The sequence below is a fragment of the Phyllobacterium sp. A18/5-2 genome, assembly GCF_025452215.1.
Taxonomy (GTDB): domain Bacteria; phylum Pseudomonadota; class Alphaproteobacteria; order Rhizobiales; family Rhizobiaceae; genus Phyllobacterium; species Phyllobacterium sophorae.
This window is the reverse complement of sequence record NZ_CP104966.1, coordinates 2,254,166-2,271,865: the sequence shown is the minus strand read 5'-3', so window position 1 is coordinate 2,271,865 and position 17,700 is coordinate 2,254,166. Positions and strand designations below refer to the sequence as shown.

General features: G+C 56.0%; 14 protein-coding genes and 3 pseudogenes. 7 read left to right on the top strand and 10 right to left on the bottom strand.

The window, feature by feature from the left end; translation table 11 throughout:
• Positions 1–17 precede the first annotated feature (17 nt).
• From N8E89_RS11305 to N8E89_RS11265, 10 genes and pseudogenes are all read right to left on the bottom strand, one after another.
• Complete coding sequence (locus N8E89_RS11305) at positions 18–1,502, bottom strand: autotransporter outer membrane beta-barrel domain-containing protein (RefSeq protein WP_262259929.1); 1,485 nt, start codon at positions 1,500–1,502, stop codon at positions 18–20.
• Entirely contained in the window at positions 1,429–2,232 is an 804-nt protein-coding gene (locus tag N8E89_RS11300) for a hypothetical protein (RefSeq protein WP_262259928.1), read from the bottom strand. The genes N8E89_RS11305 and N8E89_RS11300 overlap by 74 nt, the downstream gene beginning before the upstream one ends.
• Positions 2,233–2,256: 24 nt before the next feature.
• Positions 2,257–2,307, bottom strand: a pseudogene (locus N8E89_RS29305) (hypothetical protein); the annotation flags it as partial.
• Positions 2,307–3,038, bottom strand: coding sequence for a hypothetical protein (locus N8E89_RS11295; protein WP_262259917.1), 732 nt, complete (start codon positions 3,036–3,038; stop codon positions 2,307–2,309). The gene N8E89_RS11295 and the pseudogene N8E89_RS29305, both read right to left, overlap by 1 nt.
• Positions 3,039–3,663: 625 nt before the next feature.
• Positions 3,664–4,335, bottom strand: coding sequence for a hypothetical protein (locus N8E89_RS11290; RefSeq protein WP_106664346.1), 672 nt, complete (start codon positions 4,333–4,335; stop codon positions 3,664–3,666).
• Between the two features lie 191 nt (positions 4,336–4,526).
• A pseudogene (gene ileS / locus N8E89_RS11285) lies at positions 4,527–7,444 on the bottom strand (isoleucine--tRNA ligase).
• Positions 7,445–7,717: 273 nt separating this feature from the next.
• Positions 7,718–8,560, bottom strand: a complete 843-nt coding sequence (locus N8E89_RS11280) for a MipA/OmpV family protein (protein ID WP_106664348.1) — start codon at positions 8,558–8,560, stop codon at positions 7,718–7,720.
• A 103-nt stretch (positions 8,561–8,663) separates the two neighbouring features.
• Positions 8,664–9,644: a bifunctional riboflavin kinase/FAD synthetase gene (locus N8E89_RS11275; RefSeq protein ID WP_106664349.1), complete on the bottom strand. Its 981-nt coding sequence runs from the start codon at positions 9,642–9,644 to the stop codon at positions 8,664–8,666.
• Between the two features lie 8 nt (positions 9,645–9,652).
• On the bottom strand, positions 9,653–10,501 hold the full coding sequence (locus N8E89_RS11270) for a TIGR01459 family HAD-type hydrolase (protein WP_106664592.1): 849 nt from the start codon (positions 10,499–10,501) through the stop codon (positions 9,653–9,655).
• Positions 10,502–10,617: 116 nt separating this feature from the next.
• Positions 10,618–10,950, bottom strand: a complete 333-nt coding sequence (locus tag N8E89_RS11265; RefSeq protein ID WP_106664593.1) for a winged helix-turn-helix transcriptional regulator — start codon at positions 10,948–10,950, stop codon at positions 10,618–10,620.
• 134 nt (positions 10,951–11,084) lie between these two features.
• Between N8E89_RS11265 and N8E89_RS11260 the strand changes: the two genes are divergently transcribed.
• The 7 genes and pseudogenes from N8E89_RS11260 (at position 11,085) to groL (ending at position 17,670) form a co-directional block, all read left to right on the top strand.
• Positions 11,085–11,789, top strand: a complete 705-nt coding sequence (locus N8E89_RS11260) for a glutathione S-transferase family protein (protein WP_106664350.1) — start codon at positions 11,085–11,087, stop codon at positions 11,787–11,789.
• 116 nt (positions 11,790–11,905) lie between these two features.
• A complete protein-coding gene (locus N8E89_RS11255; protein WP_112760003.1) occupies positions 11,906–12,922 on the top strand; it encodes a cation diffusion facilitator family transporter in 1,017 nt (338 codons plus the stop codon).
• The gene (locus N8E89_RS11250) at positions 12,919–13,233 is read left to right on the top strand and encodes an ArsR/SmtB family transcription factor (RefSeq protein WP_106664352.1); all 315 of its coding nucleotides are present in this window, start codon (positions 12,919–12,921) and stop codon (positions 13,231–13,233) included. Before N8E89_RS11255 ends, N8E89_RS11250 begins: the two co-directional genes overlap by 4 nt.
• 105 nt (positions 13,234–13,338) lie before the next feature.
• A complete protein-coding gene (locus tag N8E89_RS11245) occupies positions 13,339–14,628 on the top strand; it encodes a hypothetical protein (protein WP_106664353.1) in 1,290 nt (429 codons plus the stop codon).
• Between the two features lie 82 nt (positions 14,629–14,710).
• The gene (locus tag N8E89_RS11240) at positions 14,711–15,253 is read left to right on the top strand and encodes a hypothetical protein (protein WP_262259912.1); all 543 of its coding nucleotides are present in this window, start codon (positions 14,711–14,713) and stop codon (positions 15,251–15,253) included.
• A gap of 409 nt (positions 15,254–15,662) precedes the next feature.
• Positions 15,663–15,960: pseudogene (groES, locus tag N8E89_RS11235) on the top strand (co-chaperone GroES).
• A 63-nt stretch (positions 15,961–16,023) separates the two neighbouring features.
• Positions 16,024–17,670: a chaperonin GroEL gene (gene groL / locus N8E89_RS11230; protein ID WP_106664355.1), complete on the top strand. Its 1,647-nt coding sequence runs from the start codon at positions 16,024–16,026 to the stop codon at positions 17,668–17,670.
• Positions 17,671–17,700: the final 30 nt, after the last annotated feature.

Below are 17,700 nucleotides of genomic sequence, written 5' to 3'. Positions count from 1 at the left end.
CTGCCTGTTAAACTGATTCAGAACCTCACATTGAGGTTGGCCCTCAAACCGTGGTCCTGAACCCTGCTGGCGATCTGCCCCTGATAGGACAGGCCAATCGTCGTATTTTGAGCTATGTCCATGTCGAACCCCGCCGCCAGCAATGCCGCGTCGCGCGCGATGGGCAGACCGGAGATGTCAAAGATATTGGCTCCAGCAGAGGCGCTCGTGGAAACAGGTGTGATATCGCCGTAGGCATGACGCCATGCGGCCGTGCCCCGCAGCCTGGTATCGGCAAAACCAAATGATAGTTCTGTCGATGCGTGCAGGCCGAGCGTGGTGTAGGTCACATCATTGTTGGATACCGCACCCGATAGTGCCGCCGTTCCGCCCGTCTCGCTGAAGCCGCCGGATCGCAGATTGGCATAGGCGAGACCGGCGAAGGGTTCAAAATCGACCTTGGCCGTCTTGATATTGTAACCGGCCTCGGCAAAGGCTTGTGCGGTTGCCGTATGATAGTCTGCGGCGAGATACTCGCGCGTGTTGGTGAATTGTACCTGGCGATCGATGCCGATATCGTGCCAGGTATAGCTGGAGCCGGAGCGCAGATTAAACGCGCCCAACTGCGCGCCGCCATAGACACCAAGATAATAACTGTCCACCGAGGCCGAAGCGGCGAGATCCGGTTCATCGAGCTTCGTGTGGCTGTAGCCGCCAACGAGGCCGAGGCGGGCATGATCGCCAATCGCCGCATCGCCGCCGGCAAATATGCCGCCGATGGAACGATCAAGACCGGTAAAGGCCTCGTCGCTCTTCTTGTCTTCCCACGAGCCAAAACCTTGCGCCCACAGCGCGAAACGATCGGTCGTGGCGGCCTGCAGGTCCGCGCCGTCCGGCCCGAAGGCCAGCACGGGCAAGGGCGCGGACGAAACCCCAAAAGCCGAGCGCACCCTGTTGTTGACCGCCTCGTTGATGAAGCGGCTGTCATCGAGCAGCACACCGGAGAGCGAAGGATGAATCCCGCCTTGCACCTGCGCAACGGTGCGTGGTCCCTTTTCCTTATCCAGTTTCTGCAAATTTTCGACCAGCTCAGAATTCCCGTCAATCGGGAGTTCATCCTGCTTCAGGAACAGGATGACGGTATTGGCGTCCGGGTAGCCAATCTCCGGCTTAAGAAAGTAGCGGTTCGTTTCAACGCCGCTAAAATGCCCCGCCACACCCCCGGAAGCCGTGAGGATCGTGTAGGTCGTCGTCGGCTGCCAATTGCCGCTATCGGCTTCAACCTGTACATGCGCGCCATTCAGCGTCGCCACACCGGAAATCTCCGTCTTGTCACCGGTGCCGCCGGCGCTGGTTTCAACCCGATAGGTCGATCCGGAGTTGAAGGTGAGATCGCCCTTGACATGGATCGTACCGATAGAGTTGCCCGGCGCCAACGCCGCCAGATCTTCAATCGTCGTAGAACCCACAGTGCCGATGCCACCGAGTACCCCGCCGCCCAGCACATCGAAGCGTGCCGCCAAGGACACCATTGACGGAGAGAACACTTTTATCGAAGACCTGCGTCCTGCCGCTGAAATTGCCGCTGTCGCCAATCAGATCGACATGGCCGGATTGAATGTTCACATTGCCTGCACCTTCCATGTCGGTTGCGAAGGCATAATCGGCTTTCGTATCGAAATTGAGCGTCCCGGCACCATCGCTGAAGGTTAGAAGGTCGGTATTGAAGGTGCCGCCCTCGCCAATATTGATGGAGCTGGCGTTTGTGATCGCAAGGATCGTCGATTGGCTGTTGACCACGCCGCCATTGCTGATATTGAGCGTGCCGGTGCCGGCGTCACCGACAGTCAGAACACTTTCCGTGTTCCATTGGGCACCCTCTCCGCTGACATTGACCGTGCCGGTTGAACCGGACTGACCCGGTATTACAGACGATTGGCTGGTGACCACGCCGCCGTTGCTGATATTGAGCGTGCCACTGCCGTTCTCGCCAACTGTCAGTACAGTTCCAGTTGTCCATTTTGAGCCCGCTCCGCTGACGCTGGCGATGCCCGCTTCACTCGCTGTCATACCAATCTCAGATGACGCGCCAACGCTGACAAGACCGCCATTCGTAATGTCAAGCGAGCCGCCGAGTTTCATATCAGTGCCCGTATTAAATCCTGACCCGGACCCGTCCACTGTGACAGTGCCCCTACCCCCGACATATGTCTCCCCGGCATTATCGACAAACCCGCCGTCGGTGATCGTCAATCGAGCTGTCCCTCCTACAGCGATATCAAGGCCAGTGCCCGTTTTCCAGACGGATTTTGAACCGTTTACTTCCACTACACCCGTACTGGGGAGGTCACATTGGAAAAGCCGATGGCAGAAAAATACTCTACACTCACGCTTGCGCCATTTTCGATAATCAGGGTGCCAACCCCACCTCTACCACTGCCAACCGCCATCGCACCGTCTGTTGTCTCCCAGGACGAACCGGGACCACTGACACGAACTGTTCCAATACCCCCATTTTCTGTTCCAATCTGAGAGCTTCCCATGCTCTTTACCGTGCCGCCTTTCTCAATGATCAGATTTCCGCTGCCAAATTCCCCCACAGTCAAACCAAAGTGAGTGTTACGCGCCGAACCATTGGCCAATAGTGACGAACCCGGGCCCGACACGATAATTGCTCCGTTGCTACCCATCTGCTGGCCAATCGCCGCGCGTCCAGCAAGTTCGACAACACCGCCAGCTTCGATGAGAAGCCCGCCCTTGCCATTTAGGCCGACCATCAGTCCTATACTGTCTGAACTCCCTTCCTCAGACCACTTTGAATCCGGGCCTGTCACAGTCACCGTTCCGAAGCTGCCCGCCTCGTTGCCGATAACCGCCAGTTCCGTGTGTTTGACAGAACCGCCACCTTCTACCGTCAACGTGCCGGTGCTGGTATTGCCTATGATAAAATTCGTCTTTGCATCCCACTCGCTTGCGGGGTTGGGATCTGTCACCAGCGCATTATTGGAGAATACGTCGCCGCCTACAGTGATCTGCTGCGCAAAAGCCGCTTGCCCCATGGCGGCGAGCGCTAAAGCTGAACATGCTTGCTTCCCGAGATGGCAACGTCAGGTTGTCAAAGGCACCCATGCATTTTGATGAAAGCCGCTGGAGAAATGCTCAAAATTACTTCCTTGGGAAATAAAAGTCCGATTAATTGGCATCACGAAATAGACTTCAATTTGTAGAGTATAATCCGTGTAGTCTGGTCAAAAAAGCCAAGTCAATTAGACCTTGGTAGCGTTGTATGAAAATGAATAGGCAATTGAGGGATGTGTTACCGTCGCAGGAAACCGCCAAAGCCAATTGATATTGATTGTTTATAACTATTTGAAATGATTAATTTATCTGGATTGCGATCATTGCTGCGGCGATGATCAATCAACCTCTCGATCGCCCAAATGCAACCAAAATATTTTCTGCAATCTGCACTAGAAAAAGTCGCTCAAAGTGAGAAATGGAACGCAATTCTGACTTGTTGGATTCAGCCGCTTTATTTGCCTATGGCGTCACGATTCGTGTTTTTGTAGTCACCATATGACAGAAAATAAGCATGCGCTGGTTTTATACTTTACTCGTGTAAACTTTATTCGGAAGCCCTTGCAGGGCGCCGCGCGCATTCTAGACCAGATGGGTGGGACGGCCTTACTCCCAAGGAATAAGGTTGCGCCAGCTGAAGCCCTTGTCCTTGCGGGCAGCTGCCTTGCGCTCGCGCTCTTTCTTGGCTTCGTCCTCACCAAGATCATCGGCAGCAGCGGTGGCCGCGGGCGCGCGGTATTCCAGCGGCGGTTCACTTAAATAGCGGCGTGTCGTGGGCGACCCTGCGGTCGAGGCAAGCTTGCGCGCACGAAACTCGGCGCTTTGGTCCGTTTGCCCGTGAGGTACAACCTTTGGCACCTTGTCACCGAAGAAACCATAATCGGATTTATCCGCATCCGCCTTGGCAAGCGGCATGTCATTCTCGACTTCAGGCGTGAAGTTCGGATTGTTCTGATTTGCCGTTGCCGTGTCGCGGATCCGTTTACGGCGTGCCTCAGGCGACTCAGGCCAGTTTGGGTTGCCCGCCGTATCGACAGCAGCCTGCGGAGCGGGCAATTGCGCCGCTTTGCCCTCGGCAGGACGGACCAGTTCCGGACGCGGGTTGTAGGCGATCTGATTGCGCTTTTTCGGTCCAAACGATGCGAGGTTAGAAACGTCATCCAGCAACTGGCCACCGGCAGTCTTATCCGTGCCATAGGTCGGCGAAGAAACGCAGCCGCCAAGCGCCAGCGACGCGATCAATGCACCGAAAACCGTAATGCGTCCGTTCAAATCCATGCTTGCCACTTCCAACCCGAGCCTTGAGCAGATTGCCTGCTGATCAAATTTGCTTGATCTATGCCCTGCCTCTAAAATCAGGCAGTTCAATGGCAATCCTTTTACATGAGGCCAACTAGTTTAAGCAAGCCAGTGAAAGTTATTGTCAAGAAAGATGCGGATTACGGGAAATCACGATCCGCATCTCTTTTTCAAGCCACCAGCTTTCCGAGTTTGGCCAGTTCGCGCAATGCGGCGGCGTCGCGGGCCGAAACATCAGGATAGGCTGCGTCCGACCCGACATCATGGGTATAACGCCATGAACGGGCGCATTTCGTACCTGTTGCGCGTTCGGGCACCACGGCAACGCCTTTGACTTCATCCGCGATGAAAGCGTCCGCAGGAGCAGTCTCGCCCTTGATTGTGATCGCACTGGTGATGCAGATCTCGGCCATGTCGAGGTCCTTCACCGCGGCCAGCAACTCAGGATCGGTGATGAAGACGACAGGTGCCGCTTCCAGCGACGAGCCGATACGCTTGTCAGCGCGCTCCAATTCGAGCGCGCCAGTGACGACGCGGCGCACGTCGCGCACCTTGCGCCATTTGGCAGCAAGTTCGTCATTCCTCCATTCTGGTCGCGTATCCCGGAACTGCTCAAGATGCACCGATACGGCATCCTTGTGCAGGTCGAGCCATGCTTCCTCGGTCGTGAATGGCAGCATGGGCGCCAGCCATGTGACGATGCGGTCAAACAGGTGGCGGACAACCTGCAGCGCTGCCTTGCGCTTGATGCTCGATGGCGCATCGCAATAAAGGGCGTCCTTGCGGATGTCGAAATAGAACGCCGAGAGTTCGACATTCATGAAGTCGATCAAGGCACGGGTGATGCGCTTGAACTCGAACGTATCGTAACCGGACCGCACGAGTTCATCGAGCTCCGCAAGACGATGCAGCATCAGCTTTTCAAGTTCCGGCATGTCCGCATAGGCAATCTCGTCGCCCTCGTCATGAGCGAGCGTGCCAAGCATCCAGCGGATGGTGTTACGCAGCTTGCGGTAAGCGTCGATATTGGTCTGGATGATGTTCTTACCAAGGCGCTGGTCTTCCCAGTAATCCGTCGTCATGACCCAGAGACGCAGAATATCCGCGCCGGAATCCTTGATGACGTCCTGCGGCGTCACGGTATTGCCGAGCGACTTCGACATCTTACGGCCCTCCTCGTCCATGGTGAAGCCATGGGTGACGAGGGTGTTGTAGGGCGCACGGCCGCGGGTGCCGCAGCTTTCCAGCAGCGAAGAGTGGAACCAGCCGCGATGCTGGTCCGAGCCTTCGAGATAGACATCGGCTGGCCATTTCAGGTCCGGCCGGTCTTCCAGGGTGAAGACATGCGTCGAGCCGGAATCGAACCAGACATCGAGAATGTCGCGAACCTGCGTCCACGGCTCATTCGCCTTCTCGCCGAGGAAGCGCTCACGAGCGCCTTCGGCAAACCAGGCATCGGCGCCCTCCTGCTCGAACGCTTCGAGGATGCGAGCGTTGACACCGTCGTCCTTCAGGACATTGCCGTTCTCATCGGCAAAAACGCAGATCGGCACGCCCCATGCCCTTTGACGTGAAAGCACCCAATCCGGCCGGTCTTCGATCATGGCGCGGAGGCGGTTCTGGCCGCCGGCCGGCACGAAACGGGTTTCGTCGATGGCAGCAAGAGCCCGGGATCGCAACGTGGTCCGGTCGCCGAGATCCTTGTCCATGTATACGAACCATTGCGGCGTGTTGCGGAAGATAACGGGTTTCTTCGAGCGCCAGGAATGCGGATAGGAGTGCTTCAGGCGGCCGCGCGCGAAGAGCGCATTTCGGGAGATTAGTTCATCAATAACAGCCTTGTTCGCGTCACCCTTCTTGCCATTGTCGTCGATGACACGCGCAGCCCCGCCTTCTCGATCCGGACCAAAGCCCGGCGCGTCCTTGGTGTAGTAGCCTGCATCGTCAACCGCGAAAGGGATTGCAGGAGAGATGCCACGTGCTTCGAGGTCGCGCGCGGCATTCATCCAGGCTTCAAAGTCCTCTCGGCCATGGCCGGGGGCGGTATGCACAAAGCCCGTGCCCGCGTCGTCGGTGACGTGATCGCCGTCCAGCATGGGCACCACGAATTCGTAGCCGCCGCCAAAACCTTCAAACGGATGGAGGAGAGTGATCGCCGCGAGCTCATCGGCGGAGACGGTCCGGATACGCTTGAACGTCAATTTGGCCTTCATCGCCGATTCCTCGGCAAGCGCATCAGCAAGGATCAGTTTCTCGCCAGGACGCGGTCCGAAATCATTCTCGACCGCCTCGACCTCGTAGAGGCCATAGGCGACTCGCGGCGAGTAGCTGACGGCACGGTTGCCCGGGATGGTCCAAGGCGTGGTCGTCCAGATGACGACATGCGCCGATGATAAATCAGACGGTCCTTTCGCGACCGGGAACTTCACCCAGATCGTGTCACTTTCAATATCGGCATATTCAACCTCGGCCTCGGCCAAAGCAGTGCGCTCGACCACCGACCACATCACCGGCTTGGAGCCGCGATAAAGCTGGCCGGACATGGCGAATTTCAGCAGTTCGCCGGCGATGCGGCTTTCCGCATGGAAAGCCATCGTCGTGTAAGGGTTTTCGAAATCGCCCTCGATGCCGAGCCGTTTGAACTCCGCCGACTGGACCTTGATCCAGTTGGTGGCGAATTCGCGGCATTCCTTGCGGAACTCGTTGATCGGAACGTCGTCCTTGTCCTTGCCCTTGGCGCGATACTGCTCCTCGATCTTCCATTCGATCGGCAGACCGTGGCAATCCCAGCCCGGCACGTAATTGGAGTTGTAGCCGCGCATCTGGAACGAGCGAGTGATAACATCCTTGAGGATCTTGTTCAGCGCGTGGCCGATATGGATGTTGCCGTTGGCATAGGGGGGCCGTCATGCAGGACATAAAGCGGGCGCTCCCGGGCGTCCTCGCGCAGGTTCTTGTAGAGGTTCATCTCCTGCCAGCGCGCAACGAATTCCGGCTCCTTGGCGGGCAGGCCGGCGCGCATGGGGAAATCCGTCTGCGGCAGATAAAGGGTCTTCGAATAATCGAGTGTCGTGGATTTATCGGTCATTTTTCCAGCTTGTATAAAGGCCCGCGCGTGGTCACAGCAGGCGGGAATCTAAAGAAATCACAATGAAGCGCAACGGCGCCGCCCCGGACCTTCCGCACCGCAAAGCCGAAGCTTCAGGAATGCGGCAAGGCCGGGCCAGTAATTCGTATCGCCTGAATAGGTATGGACTGCACGCAAGTCCAGAAAACGGTTTTCATGACCGCGCTTTTAGCAACGACGCCTGCGAGAATAAAGGGGCAGCCGCAATAAACTTCACGTTTGCCGTCCTGTCCTTCAAAGCGAGAAATCGAAACGATAGGTTGCCTGGACGCCAAACGTGGCTTGATTGGCAGAACCGCGTTCTTTCACCAGGCTGGAGTCTGCTGCCGAGCCCATCAAGCGGCTGTATTCGGCATAGGCGCTGGTGGTGATCTTCTCGGTCGTCTGCCAGGTGATCTGGCCACCGACCCCAAGCGATTTGAGACCGCCACCCGGCGAATATTGCGCGAGGCCGGAGGCCGCCGACTCGCTGGCATTTACCCCGTAATATTCCTTGAAATAATCTTTTGTGGCGAACGTTGCGCGGGGACCGGCGGACACGCGTACGGTCTGCGTCAAGTCCTGGAAGGCATCGATTGCCACATCGGCAACAACACCGTCGTGTGCACCAATGCCACGGCGCACGTCAACGCGGCCACGAATATTGTCCGTCGGATAGAACTCGGCAAAACCACCCAACTCGACGCCCCAGTCGACATCGTTCAGGCCCTTGAGGTCATCGGAATCACCATCATCACGGCCAGTGATCAATTTACCCGTCAGACCGGCACGGAAAACGCCGGTATCGATGAAGCCCAACGATGCATTGTCGTTGAGTGACGAGAAACGAACTGAACTTCCGGCGCGACCGAGCGAGATCACTGGGGCGGCGCTCAGGAGATAGTCCTTGGCGCCCTCGTAACGCGGCGCGACGAAGCCTTTTGCCCCCAGCGTCAGATACCAGTCACCCGACCACCAATGCTCGCCGCGCGGGCTGCTGGTTGTCTGGTTGTCAGCGTAATATTCATCGGCAAAGACTGCTGCTGAGCCCGCAAAAACTATTGCGCTCGAAAGAGCGCCAATAAGACGAATGGACATGAAATCACTCCGGAATCTTGCCTGGGAGGCGGCAAGCTTTGGCGCGAAGCTACTGAAAGATAGATAAAATTGGATTTATTCTTTTGGTAAACGATTTGCCAATTCAATCAAAGTTGATCGTCTGGTCGAGAGCGGAAAGCGGCTTCACGCCCTGTAGAAGCGCTCGCGCTTCTTCCTCATCACGCCTGATCTGCTGCATCATCGGCTCAAGGCCATCGAACTTTTCCTCGCCGCGCAGATATCCAAAGAATGACACCGCACAGATTTCACCGTACAGATCGCCGTTGAAGTCGAAGACGAACGTTTCGAGCAGCGGCTCGCCATCGGTATCGACTGTCGGTCTGCGGCCAAAACTCGCAACGCCGTCGTAAAGCGTGCCGTCCGCACGACGGAAGCGTACGGCGTATATACCATGTTTCAAATGGGTTTCGGGCGGCAAAATCATGTTGGCCGTCGGAAAACCGATAGTCCGGCCAAGCTGCTTGCCGGCAACGACTTCCGCCCTGATCCGGTGACGGTAACCGAGGAGACCGGCAGCTTCCACCACCTCTCCTTCACCAAAAAGCTCACGGATGCGGCTCGACGATATCGCCTGCCCGCCTTCATCGCGAAAAGCATCAACCAGGGTGACGTGAAAGCCGCGTTTCTCGCCGGCGTCCATTAGAAAGGCAGGTCCACCCTGGCGGCCTTTGCCGAAATGAAAATCGAAGCCGGTAACGATGCGGCTTGCCGCCAAGCCACCGACCAGAATCTGATCAACGAAGACATCCGCGGTCAGTTGAGAAAACTCACGGGTGAAATGACATTCAACCACCGCATCGAACCCGAGCGCTTCCAGAATTAAAGCTTTTTCAGCGGCGGGTGTCAGCCGGTCGACCGGTTGGTCCGGGACGAATACGCTGCGCGGATGCGGCTCGAATGTCAGGACGAGTGAAGGTTTACCTGCTGAATCCGCCGCTACCAATGCGCGTTCGAGAACGGCCTGATGTCCTCGATGCACACCATCAAAATTGCCGATCGCCACGACTGCATCCTTGAGATGCTCTGGCAGATGGGATGGATCAGTCAGACGCAAGATCGGCATATAATACCTCAGGCCAAAGCGGGCATCGTGGCGACGGGATTACTGCCATGCTTGTCGAGAAACGCCAGCAGTTTCTCAAGATCATGGACACCGCCCATCACATAGTCCCCCGCATGAATACCGCCGGATATATAGAGCGCATCGATGCCGAATTGGTCGGCACCTTTGATATCAGTCAGCATGCCATCGCCGATAGCTAAAATACGCGAACGATCGACAGGTTTGCCGCGTACTGCTTCAGCGGCGGCAACGGACGCCTCGTAAATCGGGCGGTGCGGTTTGCCGGCAATCAGCGTGCGGCCGCCGAGCTGACTATAGTCGCGAGCAAGCGCGCCAGCGCACCAGATGAGACGATCTCCACGCTCGACGACAATATCGGGATTGGCGCAGATGAAAGGCAGGTTGCGCGAGCGAAGACGCGTCAGCATTTCAGCATAGTCTTCGGGTGTCTCCGTCTCATCGTCGAAAAAGCCTGTGCAGACAACAACGTCCGCTTCACGCTCCTCGACGAGTTCGATATCAAGCCCGTCATACAACGTTTCATCACGATCCGGCCCAAGGTGGAAAATCTGGCGCGGCGCATTTCGGATCAGTTCGCGCGTTACATCTCCGGATGTGACAATGCGATCATAGGACGCTTCTGGCACGCCGAGTGCGTGGATCTGCTGAGCAACGCCAGCGAATGGTCGCGGCGCATTGGTGATGAGAACCACCGTCAGACCGGCCTGCCGCGCGCGCGACAGGGCGCTGGAAGCAGCGGCGAATGAATCCACACCGTTATGCAGGACGCCCCAGACATCGCACAGAAGCACGTCATAACGATCCATCAATGCGTCGAGACGCTGCAAATGTACCATGTCGGTCATGCCGATCCTTTCAGAAGGCGGGTGGTGTTGGCTCCGAGTCCCAGAGATGCAATCGCTTAACCGATCGGGCCAAACGTGTCACGCGGGATTGTGGTGAGGACAGGCGCTCAGGCTGCCTTTGCGTCGCGATGTCTGGTCAGGCGCTCACCGCATTCGCCAAGGACATCGACCAGCGAGCGCAAACGCAGCCCCTCTTCGGTGAGACTGTATTCAACGCGCACGGGAACCTCAGGGTAGACGGTGCGGCGGACGTAACCAGCGGCCTCCAGTGCACGCAAATCCAGCGTCAGCATGCGCTGGGATATCTTTGGCATGTCGCGGCGAAGGTCGCTGAATCGCTTGGTCCCCTCCAGGAGATAATAGATCAACAGGATGCGCCAGCGTCCGGCAAGGACGAGCATAGCGTTTTCAACGGGGCAGTGTGAAACCGTGTCCTTCATTTTCGTCCAATCTTTAGATGCTGGTATAAATTTTGTACCATCATGACATTTTTGTGCCTTCTTTACAATAGTTACCGCCATCGCCATGTTCCATTTCACCGCGGCTCGTGAACTCAAAATCAAGGAAATTGGAAATGGAACCTGTACTGTTTTATGGCGTGCCGCATGGCTGCTCATTCGGATCGATTGTTGCGCTGGAATGGCTGGGACAGCCCTATCGCCTGAGCCGGATCGACATGCTGGCCAAGACGAAGAGCAATATTTATGGGCGCGTCAACAGCCACCAGCAGACGCCGGCTCTGCTTCTGGAGGAAGGCAAACCGCTCAGCGAAAGCTTCGCCATTCTGCAAAACATCGCGGCACGTGATCTGAGCCTCAAGCTGGGGTTTGCGCAGGGAACGAAAGAGTCCGACCGGCTCAACCAGATGCTTGCCTATCTGCACACGAGCTTTCATTCCGCCTTTGCGTCTGGCTGGGTTGCGTTCAAGTTGAAGGATGGCGATCCGGCGATCAAAATACTGCGTGACCTGGCCCGGGAAAAGGCTGCCGAAGGCTACGCCTATCTGCAAACGCATATGAAGGGTCGCGAGTGGCTTGTCGGGGACAGCAAGACGATTGCCGATGCCTACCTCATCGGCATCGCACGCTGGGGCGAAGACTTGAGGCTTTTCGATCTGAAGGTCGAGTATCCAGGGCTTCAGCGCTACCTGCAGAAACTTGAAACAGACAGGGGCGTTATCTTTGCCCACGCCATCGAGGATGGTCAGCCAGCAGTGACAAGCGGCCAATTCCTCGGCCATGTGGATCTCGCCGAGATCGAGCCACGACTCGCCGCATAGGCACTCCCCGATCACGATCCACCGGCCCCGGCGCCGGTGGATCAAATGCTCTGCCCGCCGTTGACAGTAGACATATGAACAAGTATTGATATGTTTGTTAGCAACGAGAGCAAGCCATGTCGCATTCGCACGAAGGTCACGATCACGCGCCGAAGATCACGGCGGACAACCAGCGTAAGGTGTTGATCGCCTTCTTTATTACCTTTGCCTTCATGATCGTTGAAGTGATCGGCGGACTTCTGTCGGGCTCGCTGGCGCTGATTGCCGATGCCGGGCACATGGTAACCGATGCGGCAGCCTTGGCCCTTGCCTATGCTGCCTTCCATTTTGGCAAGCGGGCTGCCGATGAGCGGCGCACTTTCGGTTACTTGCGGTTTGAAGTCATCGCCGGACTGATGAATGCGATCGCGCTCTTTGCCATACTTGTGTGGATTACCATCGAAGCTGTCGATCGTTTTCGCAATCCGGGCGAAGTTCTGGCCGGTCCCATGCTCATCGTGGCGACCATCGGATTGATCGTCAATATAGCGGTGTTCTGGATCTTGACTCGAGGCGATAGCGAGCATGTCAACATCAAGGGCGCTGTGCTGCATGTTCTGGGCGACCTGCTCGGTTCGGTGGGTACCATCATTGCCGCGATCGTCATTTATTATACGAGTTGGACGCCCATCGATCCAATCCTGTCGATCTTCGTCTGCTTGCTGATCCTGCGCAGTGCCTGGGCCCTTCTTCAAAATTCGATGCACATCCTTCTCGAAGGCGCTCCGGCAAATGCTTCGCCGGAAGAAATTGAACAGTATTTGAAGACGACCATTCCTGGCATCGCCAATGTGCGGCATGTCCACGTCTGGATGATCACGTCAGGCAGGGCGCTCGCCACATTGCATGTGCTGCCAAAGGCCGATACCGACCCGCGTCTTCTGGTTAAGGCGGTCGAGGCCGAACTCGCGAAAAAATTCGACATCGAGCATTCGACGATCGCCATCGATTGGCCCGATATGGCCACTGACGACTGCTGTCTCGGTACGAACTCCAACGGCGAGCATGAGCACAGCCACGACCACGGGGACCATGATCACAGCGACCACGATCACGGTGTTCACGCCCACAATCACGAGGGCCACAAGCATTGAGCAAGGTGGTCCTTCCCTCGCAGCCAGAGACGACGATCCTCGCCGAGACATTCCGGCTGCTTGGCGATTCCACGCGTTTGCGTATTCTGTTTTTCTGCCTGGAGGCGCCAAGATCCGTGGGCGACATCGCAGCAAGCCTCGACCTGTCGCAATCGCTGGTCAGCCATCATTTGCGGCTTTTACGGGGTGCGCGTCTGGTGCGTGGCAACCGGCAGGCCAAGCAGATTTTCTACGAGCTGGCCGATAAACACGTCAGCGATATGCTTGTCGATATGGCGCACCACGTCTGCGAGGAGAGTGGCGACGACTAAACCAAGCGGGATTGCCCATCGGTGAACACCCCGCATACGACCAATTGCCAATTGACAGGCTCACCTCACAATAGGAATATTTTCCTTTAAACGGGAAAATATTTCATGGGCTTATCATCCTACCAAATTTCCGAAATCCTTTACCTCAGGTCAATGGTCACCGCTGAGACTGAGCGGTTGAAGCTGATGCGGTCGGCACCGCCAAATACCTATCCCCGCATGGAAATCCGCAAAGTGGAGCTCGGCCTCGATTTTAACCGGTCGAGATTGCGCGTAATGGAGGAGGTCGCCCGCAAATACGACGCAAACCAACCGCGTGTACCGGCGGGTAATCCCGATGGCGGCCAATGGACCGATGGCGGGAGGTTCGGCTCTTTTCGATCGAGCCCATCTGTTGACCCGATCAAGACAGACGCTACATCGGCTCAGCGGCGCAGCAACAACGGTCGTGTCAAACCTGCTTCATATTCCGGTCGAGGACAGCACAGCAATCTTGAATTCAATGAAAGCCAGAAGGCCGAACTCAGAAGCAAAATCGGCAGCGGAAAAGGTGCCTACGTCGAAGCGTATAAATATCTGCATCAGCAAGTTCAAAATCGTCTGCAGAACCCTGGTTTGAGTATTATGGACCGCAAAGAGTTCGAAGCGCAGGAGTTCTGGCTGCGCAAGGCGGGAGAAATCAACGCCGACGATCCGAACAGCCAAGCCAGTTTCTTTATTCGCAACGTAACCCGAAACGGCTTACGTTTTGATGGCATGCCTTTTGATCCTGTGAAGATACAGGCGAACTCCAATCTTATTGGCGAGCATGTCATGGGAAGCGTTTTACAGGATGGCAAGCTGCCATCCATGCAAGAAATCATTGCCAAAGATGCTCTCTCCGCAACAGACCAAGAACGGGGGCACCAAACGATTGGAGGATGGGGCGGAGCTTTCAATTATTGGGATATACCATTGTCAAATGAAATAGGAGATACGGTGGGCTCCCGTATTTCTAAATACCCCGCCGAATATGAAAAGTTCATTTCGGTCAATGCCAAGGCCCTTGCTGATACCGTCAGAAAATTCAGACTTGATCGCTATCCAGAAAATTCAGCCCAAGCGATAATTCAAGGGCTAAACGCACAGGTGCCGGCAAAGATAAAATCTGACATCCTTGATCGCGCAATTGATGGAATCAATGGTGAGCGCGGCGGTTTTGCCGGAGATCCTAATAATATTGATGGCTATCGTCCCCGCTTTGACGAAAATGACAACGTGATCGGCTGGTTTTCGCGGGATAAGCGTCTTAAGGAAATCGACGTAACCGATGGGTCAAAAATCGAAAGGCTCAATATGCGTTACCACATTCGGCAAAGCAAAGGAGAATTTCACCCCTGGCAGAATGCAGATTAGGCCCGAACCCAGCTTACGACGAACGTCGCATTGCCGCGTGACGTTCATCGTTTTAGACTAGGCTTTCCTCTGGGTGAATCTGATGCGGAAGAATACGTTCACCCGTCTGTATATGCTGATCATGTTCGTGTTCGGAACCGCGTCCTTTTGCACGTTCGCTATGGCCGAGGACTACCCGTGCAAGCCTGAAGGTGACATCGAGTCTGCCTGGTTCAGAGTAGAGAATATGGACCCCACATATCCCGTTTTTCGCCGCTTGGAAGATGGGGCGCAGGCTTTCAACATTCCCTATGCTTATCTTTTTTTCAGGCCAACGCCGGAACGTGTAAATTGTTATCCGGATCGTTTTGACTTCGCCTTCTGGATGCCAACCCTCGCTCCCTCGAAGAAAGAAGCATTCTATGCTAATGGATGGACTCCTGAAGAAGGGTATCCTCCAGGCGGGTCCTATCTCGTTCGTGTTCCGTATGTGCGAACCATTCCAGACGGCAAGGATGCACCGGGATTTCCGTTCTCAAGCATTGAATTCATCATGGACATGTACAAGGAGCGCATCCCTTTCAAAAACGAGTTAACCCGAGATCTCGGCTCTCGATTTTTGGTCAGAAATCTACGTAAATCTTGATCAAAAGCAGGGGGACACACGTCTCGATTGCTTCAACATAGGTTGCGAATTCACTTTCTATTTCAGAGATTTGAAAATCGCCGTACAGGGCTCCTTTGCAAAGGATAAGCTGCTGCAATGGAAAGCGATCAAAGCCGGCACCCGCACTTTGCTTGAGCGCTGGATTGTTCGATGATTATGGGAGGCTGCTTTTCGTCTCTGCCGCTTGAATTCCGGAACGGCTTAGCCCCGGAAAGGCAGCTATCCTGAAACTGCTGTCATGAAAATTTCGCACGGCTTTCCCTTGACTCTTCAGCGCCATCCCACTATCTCCGGCCGCAGTTAGCACTCACCTATGGCGAGTGCTAATAACGGGGATGGCGCAGCCGTCCGCGACATCGTTTTGACACCAACATCAAGGGTTCTAACCATGGCCAAGACCAAGTTCCGCCCGCTTCATGACCGCGTCGTTGTACGCCGCGTCGAGATCCGAAGCAAAGACTGCAGGCGGCATCATCATTCCGGATACTGCCAAGGAAAAGCCACAGGAAGGCGAAGTCATCGCTGTAGGCACTGGCGCTCGTGACGAAGCCGGCAAGCTCGTACCGCTCGATGTCAAGGCAGGCGATTTGATCCTGTTTGGCAAGTGGTCCGGTACGGAAGTCAAGATCGGCGGCGAAGACCTGCTGATTATGAAAGAATCCGACATTCTGGGCATTCTCGGCTAATCGCCGGCTGTCCTTTCACCAACGAATTTAGATCAAACCGGGATAACCCCCAGGAGAGATACAATGGCTTCCAAAGAAGTAAAGTTCGGCCGCGACGCGCGTGAGCGCATGCTGCGCGGCGTCAATATCCTTGCAGACGCTGTCAAGGTAACGCTCGGCCCGAAAGGCCGTAACGTTGTCATCGACAAGTCCTTCGGCGCTCCGCGCATCACCAAGGACGGCGTAACTGTTGCCAAGGAAATCGAACTCGAAGACAAGTTCGAAAACATGGGCGCACAGATGGTGCGTGAAGTCGCTTCGAAGACGAACGACATTGCCGGCGACGGCACCACGACCGCTACTGTTCTTGCCCAGGCCATCGTTCAGGAAGGCGGCAAGGCTGTTGCTGCCGGCATGAACCCGATGGATCTGAAGCGCGGCATCGATCTTGCTGTTGCAGAAGTCGTCAAGCAGCTCGGCAAGAGCGCCAAGAAGATCAAGACTTCGGAAGAAGTTGCGCAGGTCGGCACGATCTCTGCCAATGGCGAATCCGAAATCGGTGAAATGATCGCCAAGGCGATGCAGAAGGTTGGCAACGAAGGTGTTATCACCGTTGAAGAAGCCAAGACCGCTGACACCGAGCTGGAAGTTGTCGAAGGCATGCAGTTCGACCGCGGCTACCTGTCGCCATACTTCGTGACCAACCCTGAAAAGATGGTTGCTGACCTCGAAGACGCCTACATCCTTCTCCACGAGAAGAAGCTTTCGAACCTCCAGGCTCTTCTGCCGGTTCTTGAAGCTGTCGTTCAGACCTCCAAGCCGCTCGTCATCATCTCTGAAGACGTCGAAGGCGAAGCGCTTGCTACGCTCGTCGTCAACAAGCTGCGCGGCGGCCTGAAGATTGCTGCTGTCAAGGCTCCTGGCTTCGGCGATCGCCGCAAGGCCATGCTCGAAGACATCGCCATCCTCACCGGCGGTCAGGTCATCTCCGAAGATCTCGGCATCAAGCTCGAAAGCGTTACGCTCGACATGCTCGGCCGCGCCAAGAAGGTGTCGATCACCAAGGAAAACACCACGATCGTTGACGGCAATGGCAAGAAGGGCGAAATCAACGCCCGCGTCGGCCAGATCAAACAGCAGATCGAAGAAACCACTTCCGACTACGACCGCGAGAAGCTGCAGGAACGTCTTGCCAAGCTCGCTGGCGGTGTTGCCGTTATCCGCGTTGGCGGTGCAACGGAAGTTGAAGTGAAGGAAAAGAAGGACCGCGTCGACGACGCCCTCAACGCAACCCGTGCGGCTGTTGAAGAAGGTATCGTTCCTGGCGGTGGCGTTGCCCTCCTGCGCGCTTCGGCTGGTCTTACCCTCAAGGGCGCCAATGCCGACCAGGACGCAGGTATCAACATCGTTCGTCGCGCCCTGCAGGCTCCGGCCCGTCAGATCGCAACCAACGCAGGTGATGAAGCTTCGATCGTTATCGGCAAGATCCTCGACAACAAGAAGGAAACCTTCGGTTACAACGCTGCCAACGGCGAGTATGGCGATCTGATCGCACTCGGCATCGTCGATCCGGTCAAGGTTGTCCGCACCGCCCTGCAGGATGCTGCATCGGTTGCTGGTCTTCTCGTTACGACGGAAGCCATGATCGCCGAAGCTCCGAAGAAGGACAATGGCGGCGCTCCCCAGATGCCAGGCGGCGGAATGGGCGGCATGGGTGGCATGGACTTCTAAGAAGTCCTGTCCCAACGACATATGGAAAAA

Coding starts and splice junctions, on each gene's coding strand:
- N8E89_RS11295 (WP_262259917.1), bottom strand. CDS start 3,038: ATGGGGCAAGCGGCTTTTGCGCAGCAGATCACTGTAGGCGGCGACGTA.
- N8E89_RS11290 (WP_106664346.1), bottom strand. CDS start 4,335: ATGGATTTGAACGGACGCATTACGGTTTTCGGTGCATTGATCGCGTCG.
- N8E89_RS11280 (WP_106664348.1), bottom strand. CDS start 8,560: ATGTCCATTCGTCTTATTGGCGCTCTTTCGAGCGCAATAGTTTTTGCG.
- N8E89_RS11275 (WP_106664349.1), bottom strand. CDS start 9,644: ATGCCGATCTTGCGTCTGACTGATCCATCCCATCTGCCAGAGCATCTC.
- N8E89_RS11270 (WP_106664592.1), bottom strand. CDS start 10,501: ATGGTACATTTGCAGCGTCTCGACGCATTGATGGATCGTTATGACGTG.
- N8E89_RS11265 (WP_106664593.1), bottom strand. CDS start 10,950: ATGAAGGACACGGTTTCACACTGCCCCGTTGAAAACGCTATGCTCGTC.
- N8E89_RS11260 (WP_106664350.1), top strand. CDS start 11,085: ATGGAACCTGTACTGTTTTATGGCGTGCCGCATGGCTGCTCATTCGGA.
- N8E89_RS11255 (WP_112760003.1), top strand. CDS start 11,906: ATGTCGCATTCGCACGAAGGTCACGATCACGCGCCGAAGATCACGGCG.
- N8E89_RS11245 (WP_106664353.1), top strand. CDS start 13,339: ATGGGCTTATCATCCTACCAAATTTCCGAAATCCTTTACCTCAGGTCA.
- N8E89_RS11240 (WP_262259912.1), top strand. CDS start 14,711: ATGCGGAAGAATACGTTCACCCGTCTGTATATGCTGATCATGTTCGTG.
- groL (WP_106664355.1), top strand. CDS start 16,024: ATGGCTTCCAAAGAAGTAAAGTTCGGCCGCGACGCGCGTGAGCGCATG.